The 15,827-nt window shown below is 63.6% G+C and carries 15 protein-coding genes; 4 read left to right on the forward strand and 11 right to left on the reverse strand.

Annotated elements, in window-relative coordinates; translation table 11 throughout:
• Together G7025_RS20450 and G7025_RS20455 are read right to left on the reverse strand one after the other, a co-directional pair.
• Nucleotides 1–394, reverse strand: a 394-nt coding sequence (locus G7025_RS20450; RefSeq protein WP_181080914.1) for a hypothetical protein, incomplete at its 3' end; no start/stop codon positions are given.
• A gap of 370 nt (nucleotides 395–764) precedes the next feature.
• Nucleotides 765–1,517 carry a TetR/AcrR family transcriptional regulator gene (locus G7025_RS20455; RefSeq protein WP_181080915.1) on the reverse strand — a complete coding sequence of 251 codons (753 nt, stop codon included), beginning with the start codon at nucleotides 1,515–1,517 and terminating at the stop codon, nucleotides 765–767.
• A gap of 355 nt (nucleotides 1,518–1,872) precedes the next feature.
• Here G7025_RS20455 and G7025_RS20460 point away from each other — a divergent pair, with 355 nt between their 5' ends.
• The 4 genes from G7025_RS20460 to G7025_RS20475 are packed head-to-tail and all read left to right on the forward strand — an operon-like array spanning nucleotide 1,873 to nucleotide 6,478.
• Nucleotides 1,873–2,577 carry an ABC transporter ATP-binding protein gene (locus tag G7025_RS20460; RefSeq protein ID WP_181080916.1) on the forward strand — a complete coding sequence of 235 codons (705 nt, stop codon included), beginning with the start codon at nucleotides 1,873–1,875 and terminating at the stop codon, nucleotides 2,575–2,577.
• Nucleotides 2,574–3,773 (forward strand): ABC transporter permease, encoded by a 1,200-nt coding sequence (locus tag G7025_RS20465; RefSeq protein ID WP_181080917.1) that lies wholly within the window; start codon nucleotides 2,574–2,576, stop codon nucleotides 3,771–3,773. Before G7025_RS20460 ends, G7025_RS20465 begins: the two co-directional genes overlap by 4 nt.
• Nucleotides 3,766–5,244 (forward strand): TolC family protein, encoded by a 1,479-nt coding sequence (locus G7025_RS20470; RefSeq protein ID WP_181080918.1) that lies wholly within the window; start codon nucleotides 3,766–3,768, stop codon nucleotides 5,242–5,244. Before G7025_RS20465 ends, G7025_RS20470 begins: the two co-directional genes overlap by 8 nt.
• Nucleotides 5,234–6,478, forward strand: a complete 1,245-nt coding sequence (locus G7025_RS20475) for an efflux RND transporter periplasmic adaptor subunit (protein ID WP_181080919.1) — start codon at nucleotides 5,234–5,236, stop codon at nucleotides 6,476–6,478. The genes G7025_RS20470 and G7025_RS20475 overlap by 11 nt, the downstream gene beginning before the upstream one ends.
• A 376-nt stretch (nucleotides 6,479–6,854) precedes the next feature.
• On the opposite strand, the gene G7025_RS20480 is transcribed toward G7025_RS20475, so the two are convergent.
• From G7025_RS20480 to G7025_RS20520, 9 genes are read right to left on the reverse strand one after another with little or no spacing between them, the layout of a single operon-like run.
• Nucleotides 6,855–8,249: an FAD/NAD(P)-binding protein gene (locus G7025_RS20480; protein ID WP_181080920.1), complete on the reverse strand. Its 1,395-nt coding sequence runs from the start codon at nucleotides 8,247–8,249 to the stop codon at nucleotides 6,855–6,857.
• A 12-nt stretch (nucleotides 8,250–8,261) separates the two neighbouring features.
• Nucleotides 8,262–9,029: an ABC transporter ATP-binding protein gene (locus tag G7025_RS20485; RefSeq protein ID WP_181080921.1), complete on the reverse strand. Its 768-nt coding sequence runs from the start codon at nucleotides 9,027–9,029 to the stop codon at nucleotides 8,262–8,264.
• Nucleotides 9,030–9,032: 3 nt separating this feature from the next.
• Nucleotides 9,033–10,373 carry an ABC transporter substrate-binding protein gene (locus G7025_RS20490; protein ID WP_181080922.1) on the reverse strand — a complete coding sequence of 447 codons (1,341 nt, stop codon included), beginning with the start codon at nucleotides 10,371–10,373 and terminating at the stop codon, nucleotides 9,033–9,035.
• 20 nt (nucleotides 10,374–10,393) lie between these two features.
• Nucleotides 10,394–11,443: a branched-chain amino acid ABC transporter permease gene (locus tag G7025_RS20495; protein WP_181080923.1), complete on the reverse strand. Its 1,050-nt coding sequence runs from the start codon at nucleotides 11,441–11,443 to the stop codon at nucleotides 10,394–10,396.
• 4 nt (nucleotides 11,444–11,447) lie between these two features.
• Nucleotides 11,448–12,329, reverse strand: coding sequence for a branched-chain amino acid ABC transporter permease (locus G7025_RS20500; RefSeq protein WP_181080924.1), 882 nt, complete (start codon nucleotides 12,327–12,329; stop codon nucleotides 11,448–11,450).
• A complete protein-coding gene (locus G7025_RS20505) occupies nucleotides 12,329–13,099 on the reverse strand; it encodes an ABC transporter ATP-binding protein (RefSeq protein WP_181080925.1) in 771 nt (256 codons plus the stop codon). Before G7025_RS20505 ends, G7025_RS20500 begins: the two co-directional genes overlap by 1 nt.
• Nucleotides 13,096–13,944 (reverse strand): AMP-binding protein, encoded by an 849-nt coding sequence (locus G7025_RS20510; RefSeq protein ID WP_181080926.1) that lies wholly within the window; start codon nucleotides 13,942–13,944, stop codon nucleotides 13,096–13,098. Before G7025_RS20510 ends, G7025_RS20505 begins: the two co-directional genes overlap by 4 nt.
• Nucleotides 13,945–14,003: 59 nt before the next feature.
• On the reverse strand, nucleotides 14,004–15,491 hold the full coding sequence (locus G7025_RS20515; protein WP_258197715.1) for an LLM class flavin-dependent oxidoreductase: 1,488 nt from the start codon (nucleotides 15,489–15,491) through the stop codon (nucleotides 14,004–14,006).
• The gene (locus G7025_RS20520) at nucleotides 15,491–15,817 is read right to left on the reverse strand and encodes an acyl-CoA dehydrogenase (RefSeq protein WP_181080927.1); all 327 of its coding nucleotides are present in this window, start codon (nucleotides 15,815–15,817) and stop codon (nucleotides 15,491–15,493) included. The genes G7025_RS20515 and G7025_RS20520 overlap by 1 nt, the downstream gene beginning before the upstream one ends.
• Nucleotides 15,818–15,827 lie beyond the last annotated feature (10 nt).

Raw genomic sequence — 15,827 nt, forward strand, 5'->3', positions numbered from 1 at the left:
CCACACGCACCACCCGCCCATAGCAGGACGAAACAAAGCCCAGAGGCACCAGCTCGCGGGGGATCGCCAATTGATACCGTGGCCGGTTTTCTTCGCCTGGGCGCACTTCAGCCCAGGCCAGCTCGAACGGGGAACCGCCCATGTAAAACTCGAACACATCGCCCACGTTTAAATGAAACCAGCGCTCGAAGGTCACGATCAGGCGGTTCTCGATGTGGCGGATGCCCAGTCCTCGATCGGCGCCGACCACAGAAAGAACCGGGTCGGCCACATAAGGAGGGGGCTCCAGGTCCACGACGCGGTTGCTGTTGGACGGGTAAACCACCAGGGCGTGGTCAAATGGGATAGAACCCTCGGCGGGGGAAGGCTCAATGACAGCTGGCTCATCAGACATGGCTGAAACTCCTTGCGGTAATAGCGCCAAAGGGGCGCGGGACAAGGAAATCAGACACCCGGCGGGTTGGGCTGAATAGCTGTCAACATTGACAGTAGCGACGAACGGTTGTCACGCGGCAGAGCCCCGGCGGGCGTACGGGGCAGACGGAGCGGCTCTAGGCGCCAAATGGCGGATGCGTTGCAGGGAAAACGTCTGGGGGCCGCTTTACAAAACGTCCCGATTACGCGAGTCAATTACTTCACACTTTCACTTACATTTTTTTCACGTTTTATTCACATCCCCAAACGTACTGTGAAGCCTCATCCGTTACAAATGCTGCATATCAAGCCCGCCGCCCCAGCGGGCTTTTTTTTGCCTGGGATTCGAGCTAGCGCGCAACCTTGTTGGCAGGCGCTGCCGCCTGCTCGCGAATGGCCCGCTGGGTATCCAGCACCTTGGCCAGCGCGGTTTGCGCCTCCGGGCTTTGTTGCGGCACGCGAATCGCCGCCGACACCAGGGTGATCAGCTTGGCCATCACTTCGGCATCGGTGGCCGGACGACCCAGGCTCATGGAGTTCATCAGCAGGCGCAGTTCGGTGCCGGCCATTACCCCGGAAATCGCCTTGAGGGCAAATTGCAGGCGCACGCCCAGTTCGTTGCGCGGCAAATCCGGCAGGGCCAGGGCAAAGGCTTCGAAGAAGCGCTGGAATACCGGCTGGTAATGCACCTTGAGGTATTCCTGGATAAATGGCGACGTATCGCTGTAGACGCGCCCAAGGAAACGAATAAATGAGCGCCCTTCCCCACTCGCCGGGTCGCTGCGCTCCAGGCCCATGGCCGGGGCGAACAACACACCCAGCAGCGTGTCGCAATCGAGCGGGCCATCGGACTCGGCTTCGCAGCGCGCCAACAGTTCCAGGCGCTGTTCGTTGAGGGGCTCCAGGCGTTGCATCAGCAGGGTCTTCATCAGGGAGTCCTTGTCCCCGAAGTGGTAGTTCACGGCCGCCAGGTTGACTTGGGCGCGCTCGGTAATCTGCCGCAACAAAACCGCGTCGTATCCGTACTTGATGAAGAGAGCCTCTGTCGCATCCAGCAAGCGAGTCTTGGTAACGTTTGGAGCGCTGAGTTTCTTCGCGACCATGGGGATCTCACGGAAATATTGTTTTAAAAAATAATTTGATTTTTTATACCGGGGCAGCCCTGCGAAAGCAAGTAGTGAAGCACCACGATAGAGGTCAAAGCCTTGCTGCACGGCCGCTTGCCGTTGGATACCGGTATTTGCCCACGCATGGACGCCGGCGAAAACAATCATTTCAAAGGGTAAATACGCTCTCCCATCGCGGCTGGCGAAGCGCAGGGAACGCGGTTAGTATTCAAACAATATTTTAAAAACAAGAAATAAAACCAGTCCGTGACGCGTACCGTTGGCTCCCGAACGTGTTTCAACGCTTTACCAGGGGAATGACGACAGCGGCGAGACTGAAGGCGCCGCGACCATGACCGACATCCACGCCCGCCCTGGGTTGATTTCCCTGCAAGGCATCGGCAAACGCTATCAACTGGCCGGGCAGGCGCTGTCGATTCTCAACGACGTGTGCCTGTCCATCGATCGCGGCGACAGCTGCGGCATTCTCGGCGCGTCCGGCTCCGGCAAAAGTACCCTGCTCAATATTCTCGGCTTGCTGGACCTGCCCAACTGCGGCCAGTACCACTTCGCCGGCCACGATATTTTCAGCGCCAGCCCCGACGAGTTGGCCGCGATCCGCAACCGCCAGATCGGTTTCGTGTTCCAGAGTTTCAACCTGCTGCCGCGCCTCAGCGCGCTGGATAACGTCGCCCTGCCCCTGAGCTATCGCGGCGTGTCGCGCCACGACTCGGTGGAACAGGCGCTGCGCATGCTCGATCAGGTGGGCCTGGGCGAACGCGCCCATCATCGTCCCGCCGACCTCTCCGGCGGCCAGCGCCAACGCGTGGCCATCGCCCGTGCGTTGGTCGGCAACCCGTCGGTGATCCTCGCCGACGAACCCACCGGCAACCTCGACAGCAGCACCGCCCAGGACATCATGGACCTGCTGCTGGCGCTCAATCGCGAGCAACAGGTGACGCTGATCATCGTCACCCACGACCCGCACATCGCCGAACGCCTGGAACGCAGGATCCTGGTGCGCAACGGCGTGGTGCACGAGGCCCCGCGCCCATGAGCCTGCGGGTCGAGCAAAGCCTCAGCCAACTGTTGCATGAAGCCTTCGTCAGCCTGCGCACCCTGGGCAAGCGCTCGATCCTCGCCCTGCTGGGCATTGTGATCGGCAGTTCATCGGTCGTGGCGCTGATCAATATCGGCCACAACGCCTCGGTAGATGCGGCGATGATCTTCAAGGACATGGGCACCGACACCCTGGTGGCGCAGTTCCCCCCCAAGGGTGCCAGCAACGTGCCGATGCGCACGCGCCTGGACCTGGACGCCGTGCGCCGGGCCGTTCCGGGCATCGCCCACATCGGCGCGCTCAGCCTGTTCAGCGGCCCCATCGTGTTCCATGGGCGCAGCGTCAACGCCAATCTGGTCGGCAGCACCCCAGGCATCGAGCAGGCCATGCGCCTGGCGTTGCAGCAGGGGCGCTTTCTGTCCGGGTTCGACGTCAACGAAACCTATGCCGTGATCGGCGCCGACATCGCCCAGGCCCTCAGTGCGCCGGGCGATCCGCTGCAACTGGGCGACCGCGTGCGCATCAACGATTACCTGTTCCTGGTGGTGGGTCTGCTGCACCGGCAACCGCGCGCGATGCTGATGCCGGTGCAGGCCAACGAATCGCTGTTCATGCCCGCCGAAGGCATGCGCCGCATCTACGCTGCTCCGCAGGTCGGCAACGTGATCATCCGCGCGGCGCCCGGCGAAGACATGGAGCGCATCGCCCGCGATACCGCAGCGGCCCTGACACCGCAGCTCGTCGACCATGATGTCGACATTCAGGTACCCCAGCAGATGATTGATGGCATGACCCGCCAGAGCCGCACGTTCGCGTACCTGCTGTTGGCCCTGGGCGCAATCTCTCTGGTGGGGGGTGGCGTGGGGGTGATGAACGTGATGCTGATGAACGTCTCGGAGCGGCGCCGCGAAATCGGCATTCGCATGGCGCTGGGCGCCCGGCAGCGAGACATCCGCAACCTGTTTTTACTTGAAGCGGTCACCCTCACCGCCGTCGGCGCCCTGTGCGGCGCGGTGCTCGGCATGACGGCTGCGTGGCTCTACGCCTGGCTCTCAGGCTGGACCTTCGCCCTGGCCGCCGCCGCCCTGCCGCTGGGGGTGGGCAGCACCTTGCTGGTGGGTTTGTTCTTCGGCATCTACCCGGCGGTCTCGGCCTCGCGGTTGCAACCGGTGGAGGCGCTGCGCGATGAGTAAATGGCTGCTGTGGCTCGCTTTGGTGAGCCTGCCCGGCGCGGCGGCGGACGTGGTCATCAAGCCCTCGGCGCCAAGCACCACCCGCAGCGGCTATGACCGAGGGGTATCGCTGAATGCACAGGTGACCAGCCTGACCCTGGGCGACGCGGTGTACCTGGGCCTGCGCAACAACCCGGCGATCCGCAGCGCGTACCTGCAGCGGGTGGCGCAGAAGTTCGACCTGCGGGTCGCCGAGGATGTGTTCAACCCCAAGCTCACCCTCAACAGTTATTACCGCAGCAGCCGCGGATCGGTGGATAACGCGCGCAACGCCAATGTGGCGCCGTCCACCAGCCTGCTCGGCGAATACGGCACGCGCCTGAGCATGGCCTGGACCCAGCAACTGAACAACGCCGACCGCGCCGGACGCTACCGCAGCGATGGCCTGGACCTGGCGATCATCCAGCCGCTGATGCGCGGCGCCGGCTGGGATGCCACCACCGCACCACTGCGCCTGTCGCGCCTGTCGGAACAGGCCAATCGCCTGAACCTCAAGGCGACCGTGGCGCAGACCATCAGCCAGATCATCGCCACCTACCGCGAACTGCTGCGCGCCCAGGAGCAACTGAGCATCGTCCAGGACGCCCTCAAGCGCTCCGGCACATTGCTGGAAGTGAACAAGGCATTGATCAGCGCCGGGCGCATGGCCGAGTTCGAAATCGTGCAGACCGAAGCCGATATCGCCACCCAGCAATTGGGCGTCGAAGAAGCGCAGAATCAACTGGACACCAACCGCCTGGCGCTGCTGCGCCTGCTGGCCCTGGACCTGTCCACGCCGATTCGCGCCACCGAAGCCCTGGAGGCCAGGCCGATGCAGATCGACCAGCGCCAGGCCTTCAACCTGGCGCAGACCCAGCAACCGGAATACCTCGCCGCCCTGCTCGGCAGCCAGCAGGCCGACCTCAACCTGGTGATCGCCAAGGACTCCGGGCGCTGGCAAGTGGACCTGGTCGCCGGCGCGAACCAGATACGCGACACCTACAATAACGACGCCGGCAGCAGCAACAACCGCACCTGGGACAGCTACGCCGGGGTGCAGGTGCAGATTCCCATCGGTGATATCAGCACGCGCCAGGCCGAGGTGCGTGCGCGGGTGAACGTGGAGGACCAGCAGGTGCGCATCACTGACGCCCGCCAGGAACTGGAGCGCAGCGTCAATGACGTCGTGCGTGACCTCGGCACACGCTGGCGCCAGTATGAGATCGCCCAGCGCGCCGTCGAGTTGTCGCGGCGCAAGATCGAGATCGAACGGGAAAAACTCAGCGCCGGCCGATCCACCAACTTCCAGGTGTTGAGCTTCGAGACCGACCTGCGCAACGCCGAAAACGCACAGCTCAATGCGCTGATTGCTTATCTGAACGCCCAGACCCAGCTCGATCTGACCCTGGGCATGACGCTGGAAAGTTGGGAAATCGCCCTCAATGACTACTAATCGAAAACGCCTGTTGGGTGGCCTGCTGATCCTGTTATTGGGCGCTGCGGGACTGGCCCTGCGCAGCCCGGCGTCCGCCCCCACCGATACCGCCGAACAATGGTTGCCGATCAAGCCGGATGCGCTGGTGCACCAGATCGGCCTGGTGGGCAAGATCGAGCCCGATACCACGCTCATCCTCACCGCGCCCTTCGACGGCAACGTGCAGGCCAATCTGGTCGAGCAAGGCCAGCGGGTCGAGGCCGGCCAGGTGCTGCTGCGCATGGACCCGGCCACCCTGGAAGTGCAATTGCGCGACGCCCTCTCCGCCCAACTCAAGGCCCGGCGCACCGTCCAGGAAATGCAGGACTGGGACAGCAGCCCGGCGGTCAGCCGTGCGCGCCGCAGCCTGCGCACCGCCGAGATGAGCGCCGGCAACACTCAGCGCAAACTCACCGAGAGCGAAAACCTGTTCAAGCGCGGCATCATCCCGCGTAATGAGCTGGACGACCTGCGCCAACAGGCCCAGCAGCAGCAGTTGGACCTCGCCTCCGCACGCAGTGAACTGCAGCAGGCGCTTGATCAGGGCAAGGGCGAGTACCGCCAGATCGCCGACATGGAGCTGACCAACGCCACGGTGAAATATGAGGCCCTGCGCACGTTGCTCGAAGGCCGGGAAGTCAAGGCGCCGTTTTCCGGCATCGTGGTGCCCGCGCCCGGTAATAATTCCCCCCAGGGCGGCGCCACTAACAACGTGCCTATCCAGGCCGGCAGCAAGGTCAGCCAGGGCCAGGTGTTGTTTGGGCTGGCCAATATCGAGCGACTGAAAATCGTCGCCAAGGTCTCGGAGCTGGACATCAACCAATTGCATCAGGGCCAGGCGGTGGAGGTCATGGGCGACGGGTTTGACGGCGAACGACTGAAGGGTTCCGTCAGCGTGGTCAGCGGCTTGGCCATCGCCAGCGACAGTCAAGGCAGCGCGCAGTTTGCGGTGACATTGTCGATTCCCAAACTCACCCCAGAGCAGCTGCAGCGGGTGCGGTTGGGGATGAGTGCGCGGCTGACCATCGTCACTTACAACAATGCCCAGGCGATCGTGATTCCCAGCCAGGCGATTGAGCCGGACATGACGGTGGCGTACCGCGAGGCGATGGATAAACCGGTGGAGCGGGTGAAGGTGACCACCGGGCAGTCGACGGCGCAAGGTGTGGAGGTGTTCGGCCTGAAGCCCGGCTTTGTGAAAATCTCAAGATAAATGGAGATCCTGGCGTCAGCTTCGAAGCCAGTGCTTTTCAAAATCATTCCCACGCTCCCGCGTGGGCATGCAGCCCGTGACGCTCTGCGTCACCTGTGCGTAATAGCCAGAACTTGCAGAACCTGGCGGGACGCGGAGCGTCCCAGGCGGCGTTCCCACGCAGAGCGTGGGGACGATCACCCGGTCCAAGATCGTTCCCACGCTCCCGCGTGGGCATGCAGCCCGTGACGCTCCGCGTCAACTGTGCGCAATAGCCAAACTTGCAGCGCCTGGCGGGACGCGGAGCGTCCCAGGCGGCGTTCCCACGCAGAGCGTGGGGACGATCACCTATGGGTGGGCTTGCCCCCTCCCACACTAAGTCCTCTGTCAGCTTCTTTTAGACCTCTGCCAGCTTCGAGGCCAATGCTTTGGCTTGCAGCGCCACATCCGTTACCGCAGTACTCTCCCACCACATCCCGCGCAACGGCGGACCCATGGCGAACAGTCGCGCGCTGACCTGGCCCTGGGCATCCAGCACTGCACCGGCCGTGTCCGCCGCGATCCCCAACGCCAACGGCCCAGGCTGGATCAGCCCGCGCTTGAGCAACTGCTGCGGCAACGGCCGGGCCACGCGGCGCCAGTCGTATTCGATGCCGCTGGAGTTGATCAGGGCCGCGCCCGACACCTGGGTCAGCGCTTGCTCACCGCGATAGCGCAAACGGATCGTCACGCCCTCACCCGCAGGCGCCAACCCCTTGAACGACGCCGCGCGAATGCGCAACCGCCCCTCCTCATGCAACCGCGCCAGCAACTGCGCACTCAACGGCGGCGAGCGGTGGTGATGGCTTTCCCACCACGGCCGCACATGCCGCACGAACTGGCGCTTTTCATGCTCACTGGCCTGGCTCCACAACCGGCCGATATGCACGCGCACCGTGTCCAGCGGCGCCTGCCAATCAATGCCCTGCGTCGTTGCAATCCGACATTGACGTCGTACTTCGCGCAGCAACTGCCGGGGGCTGCGCAGGCTGTGGTCTTCGCCGAGGAAATCCACCCAGCTCGGTGGCTGGCGGCGCACATGAGGCAGCAGGCCATGGCGCGAAAACACCTCGATGGGTCCACGATGGCCAGCCTGTTCCAGGGACACCACGGCATCGACCATGGTCAGCCCCGAGCCGATGATCAGCACCGTCGAATGCGGGTCAAGTTCAGTCATGGCGTGTACGTCCCACGGGTCCAGCGCCGCCGCGTTCAAACCGCTCGACTCGGTTTGTGGCGTGCGCGCCGCCGGGAACATGCCGGTGGCCAATACCGCACAGGCGCCGCGCACTGGCTGGCCGTTATCGAGGGTCAGCAGGGTTGAATCCGCCTCCACTTGCACGTCGACCACTTCGGCCCTGACATGCTCCACCGTAGACGCCGAGCGTGCCTGTGCTTCCGCCAGCCGCTGCTGCGCATACGCACCAAACAGCCCGCGTGGCGGAAAAAGTTCGCTGATCGGTACCGGCTGCTCGGCCGACTCCGGCCAACCGCCGGCTGCGATGTGATCGGTGAGCCACTGCGTGAGGTCGTCGGGGTTGTCCGGGTCGACGCTCATGCGCGCGGCGTTGCCGTTGAGAGTGTGGCCCAACTCGACCGCACTGTAGGCTTCGCCCCGGCCCAGTTCGGCGCGCGGTTCGATCACCAGGATGCGGCGCCGGCCCGGCAGACGCAGCAATTGCACGGCCAACATCGTGCCGCTCAGGCCGCCGCCGATGATCAGCACATCAGCGTTGCGGGTGGATTGCGTCATGCAGGTTCGCCCTTACTGTTTACCCAGGTAGATGTCATGCAGGTCGCCGCGCGCCAGCAGGTCAGCCGCGTTGCCGCTCAACGCCACGCGGCCAGTATCCAGCACATAGCCGTGGGACGCATAGGTCAGCGCGACGTTGATGTTCTGCTCGGCGATCAGGAAGCTCACGTTCTGCTCGCGGTTGAGCTGCGCGATGATCTCGAAGATCTCCTGCACGATCATAGGCGCCAAACCCATGGACGGCTCGTCGAGCAGTACCAAAGTAGGACGAGTCATCAACGCCCGGCCGATGGCGACCATTTGCTGCTCGCCGCCGGAGGTCAGCCCGGCGCGGGTGTGGCGCTTGGTCTTGAGCCTGGGGAACCAGGTGTAGATGCGCTCCAGGTCCTGGGCCATGGCCTTGCGGCTCAAGCGCCGCACAAAGCCGCCGCTGCGCAGGTTGTCTTCCACCGTCAGTTGGCCGAACACATGGCGCCCCTCCAGCACGTGTACCATGCCTTGGCGCACACGCTGGCTCGGGTCGATGCCGGCCAGATCCGCCCCGGCATATTCGATCACACCCCGGCTGACCTCGGCACGCTCGGCCCGCACCAGTCCGGAGATGGCCTTGAGGGTGGTGCTCTTGCCCGCGCCATTGGCGCCGAGCAACGCGACGATGGCGCCCTTGGGCACGCTCAGCGACACCCCGGCCACCGCCAGGATCGCGCCGTCGTAGACCACCTCGATATCGTTGACAGTCAACAGCGCCGGGCTCGCCGGCGCGCTGGCAGGTTGGTTCATGGCTTATTCATCCCCATTGCAGGTGCGTGGCGTCAGGCCTTTTTCCTTGGCGAACGCTGCGGATTTTTCATCGATCAACGGACGCAGCAGCGCGCGGTCGGCGGCGATCCAGTCGCTGATCAGCGTCCAGTTGGCGCCGTCCCACTGCTGCACACGCGCCGAGCCGCCGCCTTCGTGGTCGCGGCACGACAGCTTGAGGTTCTGCATCAGGCCCAGGTAGCCCATGTCCTTCAAGCGCGCATCATCGATATTCAGGTGCTCCAGGCCCCAGCGGCCTTCTTCACCGTTGAGCGGGCGCTTGCCGAACCTGGCCTGGGCGGTGCGAATCGCCTCGACGGCCACGGCGGCGTTCACCAGGCCGGAGTTGTAGTAGACGCTGCCGAAGTTCTTCAGGTCCTTGAGGTCGCTATGGCCTTTATCGAGCACGTATTGCTTGAGGCGCTTGTGAATCTCGAAATCGGCCCCGGCCGGGTACGGCGTGAGCGCCAGGTAACCCTTGGCGGCGGCGCCGGCCGGTAACACGTCTTCGCTGGAACTGGCCCAGATATCGCCGATGATGTGATCCACCGGGAAGCCGAAGCGCGCGGCGGTTTTCACCGCCACCGGGGTTGACACGCCCCAGGTGCGCAGGAACACCCAGTCCGGGTTGGCCTGGCGCACCTGGCGCCATTGGCCGGACTGTTCGTTGCCCGGATCGGCCACCGGAATCTGGATGTTTTCAAAGCCGTATTTTTCCGCCAGCAGCTTCAGCGGGCCGAGGGTTTCGCGCCCGTAGGCCGAGTCGTGGTAGACCGTGGCGATTTTCTTGCCCTTGAGTTTGTCGAAGCCGCCTTCGCGCTGGGCAATGTAATTCACCAGGCTTGACGCCTCGCTGTAGAAGGTCAGCATTACCGGGAAGTTGTACGGGAACACCGTGCCGTCGGTGGCTTCGGTGCGACCGTAGCCAAGGGTGATCAGCGGGATCTTGTCCACCTCTGCCCTTTCGCTGAGCGCATAGGCCGCCGGTGCGCCGTTAGGCTGGTACACCGCGACCGGCGCGCCATCCAGGCCGTTCTTGAAGCGCTCGTAGCACTCGATGCCCTTCTCCGCCGTCCATTCGGTCTCGCATTCCTGCCACACCAGCTTCACGCCGTTGATGCCGCCTTCGACCTCGTTGATATAGCGCAGGTAGTCAATCATCCCGGCCCACACCTGCACGCCGCTGGAGGCGTAGGCCCCCACGCGATAGGTCGCCAGGGGGAAGAATTGCTGCTCGGCCGACGCCACGGCCTGGGGCACGGCAGCGGCCAATGTCGCCAGCGCAAAGGCAGCGCCGGCCAGGGAACGTTTCAAGGATGCACGCATGGAGGTTCTCTTTAGAAGGGTTAGAAACGTAGCGGCCACTGCCGCAGCCAATCGCGAAGGTTGTGCAACAGGCGAATCAAGCCCTCGGGTTCCTTGATCAGGAACACGATGATCAATACGCCAAAAATGATTTTCTGCAGGTTCTGCAACTGCCCCGCATCCACCGCACCGCCGAGCAGCGCCTGCCCGGCGTGGCTGAGGAAGATCGGCAGCAAGCTGATGAAGGCAGCGCCGGCAAAATTGCCGGCGATACTGCCCATGCCGCCGATAATGATGATGAACAGGATCTGGAAGGAGCGATTGATATCGAAACTGCTGGCGCTGGCCGTGCCCAGGTAGGCAAACGCCCACAATGCGCCGGCGATGCCTAGGTAGAACGAACTGACCGCAAACGCCAGGCGCTTATAGCGCGCCACCGGAATGCCGACCACGGCGGCGGCAGTGTCCATATCGCGGATCGCCATCCAGTTGCGGCCCACCTGGCTGCGCACCAGGTTGACGGCGGCCCACGTCAACAGCAGCACCGTGACCAGGGTCAGCCAGTAGCGGCCCAACGGCGTGTTGAGGTCATGACCCAACAGCGCCAGCCTCGGTGCCGATATGGTCCCGGACGAACCGTAGTTGTAAAACCAGGGGAATTTGACGAACAGCCACTCCAGGAAAAACTGCGCGGCCAACGTGGTGACCATCAGGTAGAAGCCTTTGATTCGCGAACTCGGCAAGCCAAACAGCAGCCCGACCAGGGCGCTGATGATCCCGCCGCCGAGCAACGCCACCGGCAGGCCCAGCTCAGGCAGGCGCAGCAGAAAACCATAGGTGGCGAAGGCGCCGACGGCCATGAACCCGGCGGCGCCGACCGAGGTTTGCCCGGTATAACCGGTGAGCAGATTCAGGCCCAGCCCGGCCAGTGAAAGCACCAGAAATGGAATCAGGATCGCATTGAGCCAATAGTCATTGCCCCACAGCGGCACCACGATAAACGCCAACGTCAGCAGGCCGAGCAGGCTCCAGGGCACACGGCGCTGGATCAGCAGCAACGGTGCGGTGTGTTCAGCAACAGGAATCGACATGGTTTCAGACTCGCTCGATGGCGCGCTCGCCGAACAGGCCGGCGGGGCGCATATACAGGAAGGCCAGGGCCAGTACATAGGCGAACCAGGGCGTGATGCCGCCGCCGATCAGCGGGCCGATATACACCTCGGCAAGGTTCTCCGCCGCGCCGACGATCAGCCCGCCGGCAATCGCCCCGCCAATCGAGGTAAAGCCGCCGATGATCAACACCGGCAGCGCCTTGAGCACCACCAGCGACAGCGAGAACTGCACGCCCTGGCGCGCGCCCCACAGCAGCCCGGCCACCAGCCCGACGACGCCCGCCACCGCCCAGACGATCTGCCAGATACGGTTGAGGTGGATACCGATGGACAGCGCCGCCGTGGTGTCATCCGCCACCGCACGCAGCGACACGCCGATGCGGGTCTTGTTGAACAACAGCGCCAGCACCGTTACCAGCACCACGGCCACGACGGCGGCGATCAGGTCGAACTGGCTGAGCATCAGCGGGCCGACAAACAGCGGCACGTCATCAATGCCCAGGTCCAGCGCGCGTACCTGCGACCCCATCAAGCCCTGAGCCAGGCCTTCGATGATGAACGACAGGCCCAGCGTGGCCATGAACAGGGTGATTTGCGAACGGTTCACCAACGGCCGCAAGACCAACCGTTCGATAAGCAACGCGCCGACAATCATCACGATGACCGTCAGCAGTAATGCCAGGGCAAAGGGCACGCCCTGGTCATGCAGGCTGACAAAGGTCAGCGCGGCAAACAGCAGCATCGCGCCCTGGGCGAAATTGAACACGCCGCTGGCCTTGTAGATCAGCACGAAGCCGATGGCGACCAGGGAATACAGGGTACCGGCGAGCAGGCCGCCGAGCAGGGTTTCAAAGAAGAAGATCATCAGTGTGCGACTCCCAGGTAGGCCGCGATTACGTCGGGGTTCGCCTGGACTTCGGCGGGGGTGCCGTCGCCGACCTTGCGCCCGTAGTCGAGCACCACCACATGGTCGGACAGGCCCATGACCACGCCGATGTCGTGTTCGATCAACACCACCGTGGTGCCGAGGTCGCGGTTCACATCGGCGACGAAGCGCGCCATGTCCTGTTTTTCCTCGGCGTTCATGCCGGCCATGGGCTCGTCGAGCAACAACAGGCTCGGCCCGGCGATCAACGCGCGGCCCAATTCCACGCGCTTTTGCAGGCCGTAGGACAGGTTGCCCACCAGCACATCGCGGTGGGCCTGCAACTCAAGAAATTCGAGGATGCTTTGGCCGCGCTGGCGAAATGCCTCGGCTTCGCGTCGCGCACGCGGCAAGCCGAGGGCCTGCTCGATCAACGTGCTGCGCATATGCCGCGACAAACCCGTGAGGATGTTGTCGAGCACGCTCATTTTTTTGAACAAGGCGTTGTTCTGAAAGGTGCGACCGATGCCTCGGCGCGCCGCGCCCAACGGGTCGATGCGCTGAAAATGCTGGTCTTCAAAAACGATCTCTCCGGCATCGTAGCGATACACACCGTTGAGCACGTTGAGCAGCGAGCTTTTGCCGGCACCGTTGGGGCCGATCAACGCGCAGATCTCGCCGCGCTGCACCTCGAATGACAGCCCATTGATCGCTTTGACGCCTTTGAACGACAGCGAGATGTCCCGCACCTGGAGGATGGCCTGGCTCATGCGCTTTTCCGTTTGAATTCGGCCAGCCAGGTCGGCTCGGCGTTGGATTTGACGGGCTGCCAGATGGAAGTCAGACGCTGAAAGCCCAATAACCTGCGGACGCGGTTTTTCAGAAACCGACGCAGGCCGCTGCGCGGATCGGCGATGGCCCACTCGCACAGGCGTCGGCGCCAGGTGCCGTGGGGCGCGAGGCGGGTTTCGATCTCTTCGGCCACCTGCTGCAGGCGCGCCGGCGACAACAGCAGGCCGGTGGGCGCGACTTCGCTGCGATCACGCCGCGCCGACGCCGGACTCTCCGGGAAGGCCAGGCCGTGGCCGCTGTGCAGCCATTGCTCCAGAACCACCGCCAGGCCGCCTTGCCAGTGGGTGCCCTCTTCACTCCACAACGCGGTTTCGGCGGTGGAATTCCACCAACGCTGCACATGTTGCGCCGGGTCAACCGGGCCGAGCAGTTGGGCAAAATCCAACCGCTGGGTAAACGCCCAATCGGGCTGGCGACCTTGAACGTAGACGTGGCTGGGTCGAATACGCCATAGCTGTTGTTCCAAGGCTTGGGGTTCCAGGTTGTCGGCCAGCGTCAGCACCTGCGCGCCGACGGACTGGGCCGCCAACGCCAGCAACAGCAGGTTCGGCTCAAAAGCACCGCTGAGTGCCAACCGTGACTGCTCGCTCAAACCTTGCTGGCGCAAACCATCGGCCAGGCGTTCTACATCGCGCAGGGTGTCGATCCAGCGCCACGCGTGCCACAGTCCCTGACGCTTGTGGCGCAGGGCAATGTGCAACGGCGTGAGTTGTGCCCAGTGACGCAGGTGTTCCAGGAGAGCCTTGGGTTCGTGCACGCTCATAGGGGGTTGCTCCTATTGGGGGGTATGCGTGCGGTGGTCCGCTGGCTTGAGTATTTGTATCAACACAGGACAACTGTGGGAGAGGGGCTTGCCCCCGATGGCGTTGGGTCAGTTACGAGTGCTCTAACTGGCCCACCGCTATCGGGGGGCAAGCCCCCTCCCACATTGGTTTTTTGTATCCCAGATAAATTGCGGTAGCTCGCGCCCGGATGGTTCGAGCCCAACCTTGCACCGTCACCAAACAACTTCTCACGCAACGTACCCTGGGCGTATTCGGTCTTGTACACGCCACGCTTCTGCAGCTCCGGCACCAGCCACTCGACGGCGTCGATAAAGGTTTCGTGGGTCAGCGCGTAGGCCAGGTTGAAGCCGTCCACGTCGGTCTCCTCTACCCATTCCTGCAACAGGTCAGCCACGGTCTGCGGGCCACCGACGAACAGCGGGCCAAAGCCGCCGATACCGACCCAGTCGGCCAGTTCATTGGGCGTCCAGACCTTGTTCGGATCGGCCGTGGAGAAGGCTTCCACCGCCGACTGGATCGCATTGGTGTGCACGTGTTTGAGCGGCTCATCCGGCTTGAACTGGCTGAAATCGATGCCTGTCCAGCCGGAAATCAGCGCCATCGCGCCTTCATAGCTGACATAGGATTTGTACTCGTCAAACTTGGCCTTGGCCTTGGCGTCGGTCTCATCGACGATCACCGTCTGCAGGTTGAAAATCAGGATTTTCTTCGGATCGCGCCCGGCCTCGGCCGCACGCCGGCGGATATCGGCAACGGTCTTTTTGAGCAGCACCTTGGACGGTGCCGCGACAAAAACGCACTCGGCCTGCTCGGCGGCAAACTGCTTGCCACGGCTGGAAGCACCGGCCTGGTACAGCACCGGCGTGCGCTGCGGCGACGGCTCGCACAGGTGAATACCAGGCACCTGGAAGTGCTTGCCGATGTGGCGGATCTCATGGATTTTGCTCGGATCGCTGAAAACCCGGCGCTCGCGGTCGCGCAGTACCGCGCCCTCTTCCCAACTGCCTTCCCAGAGCTTGTAGCAAACCTCGAGGTACTCCTCGGCATAGTCGTAGCGCGCATCGTGTTCGGTCTGGGCTTTCTGGCCGAGGTTCTTGGCGCCGCTTTCCAGGTAGGACGTGACGATGTTCCAGCCGATACGGCCCTTGGTCAGGTGATCGAGGGTCGAAAGCCTGCGCGCGAACGGATACGGGTGTTCGAACGACAGCGATGCCGTCAGGCCGAACCCCAGGTGTTCGGTGACCATCGCCATGGGGGCGATCAGCGACAGCGGATCGTTGACCGGCACCTGGGTGGCCTGGCGAATCGCCGCGTCGCCATTGCCGTTGTACACGTCGTAGATGCCCAGCACGTCGGCGATGAACAGCCCGTCGAACTTGCCGCGCTCAAGAATCTTCGCCAGATCGGTCCAGTATTCCAGGTCCTTGTACTGCCACGACCGGTCGCGCGGGTGCGCCCACAGGCCGGGGGATTGGTGGCCGACGCAATTCATGTCGAAGGCATTCAGGCGGATTTCACGGGCCATCAGTGCACTCCGTTGAGGTGATAGTTGCCGACCACGTGGTATTTGTGGCGCAGCGGGTCATCCAGGGTTGACGGCAGCGCGCTGCGTTGGCCGGTCAGTTCGAACTCGGCGTTGCTGGCGGCGATCAGCGCTTCGGCCGCCGCGATCTGCGCTTCGGCGCGGGCAACCGGGCCGGGGTGGGTGTCGGCCCGTTCGAGCAAGGCGGCGGCCACGTCGACACGGATCTGCAGATCGCCGAAGCGGCTGATCACGTAAGGGTCATCGCTGCGCTCGATGTGCCGACGGGTATGTTCCAGCAGTTGGCGCGCAAGGGTCAGTGCGGTCATGGGTCAGGCT

Origin of the sequence: Pseudomonas lurida (genome assembly GCF_013522705.1) — a bacterium.
Classification (GTDB): domain Bacteria; phylum Pseudomonadota; class Gammaproteobacteria; order Pseudomonadales; family Pseudomonadaceae; genus Aquipseudomonas; species Aquipseudomonas quebecensis.

Excerpts from the sequence above, each read along its gene's own strand:
- G7025_RS20465 (WP_181080917.1), top strand. The coding sequence starts at position 2,574 with ATGAGCCTGCGGGTCGAGCAAAGCCTCAGCCAACTGTTGCATGAAGCC.
- G7025_RS20515 (WP_258197715.1), bottom strand. The coding sequence starts at position 15,491 with ATGGCCCGTGAAATCCGCCTGAATGCCTTCGACATGAATTGCGTCGGC.
- G7025_RS20475 (WP_181080919.1), top strand. The coding sequence starts at position 5,234 with ATGACTACTAATCGAAAACGCCTGTTGGGTGGCCTGCTGATCCTGTTA.
- G7025_RS20485 (WP_181080921.1), bottom strand. The coding sequence starts at position 9,029 with ATGAACCAACCTGCCAGCGCGCCGGCGAGCCCGGCGCTGTTGACTGTC.
- G7025_RS20500 (WP_181080924.1), bottom strand. The coding sequence starts at position 12,329 with ATGATCTTCTTCTTTGAAACCCTGCTCGGCGGCCTGCTCGCCGGTACC.
- G7025_RS20510 (WP_181080926.1), bottom strand. The coding sequence starts at position 13,944 with ATGAGCGTGCACGAACCCAAGGCTCTCCTGGAACACCTGCGTCACTGG.
- G7025_RS20490 (WP_181080922.1), bottom strand. The coding sequence starts at position 10,373 with ATGCGTGCATCCTTGAAACGTTCCCTGGCCGGCGCTGCCTTTGCGCTG.
- G7025_RS20455 (WP_181080915.1), bottom strand. The coding sequence starts at position 1,517 with ATGGTCGCGAAGAAACTCAGCGCTCCAAACGTTACCAAGACTCGCTTG.
- G7025_RS20470 (WP_181080918.1), top strand. The coding sequence starts at position 3,766 with ATGAGTAAATGGCTGCTGTGGCTCGCTTTGGTGAGCCTGCCCGGCGCG.
- G7025_RS20520 (WP_181080927.1), bottom strand. The coding sequence starts at position 15,817 with ATGACCGCACTGACCCTTGCGCGCCAACTGCTGGAACATACCCGTCGG.
- G7025_RS20505 (WP_181080925.1), bottom strand. The coding sequence starts at position 13,099 with ATGAGCCAGGCCATCCTCCAGGTGCGGGACATCTCGCTGTCGTTCAAA.
- G7025_RS20460 (WP_181080916.1), top strand. The coding sequence starts at position 1,873 with ATGACCGACATCCACGCCCGCCCTGGGTTGATTTCCCTGCAAGGCATC.
- G7025_RS20480 (WP_181080920.1), bottom strand. The coding sequence starts at position 8,249 with ATGACGCAATCCACCCGCAACGCTGATGTGCTGATCATCGGCGGCGGC.
- G7025_RS20495 (WP_181080923.1), bottom strand. The coding sequence starts at position 11,443 with ATGTCGATTCCTGTTGCTGAACACACCGCACCGTTGCTGCTGATCCAG.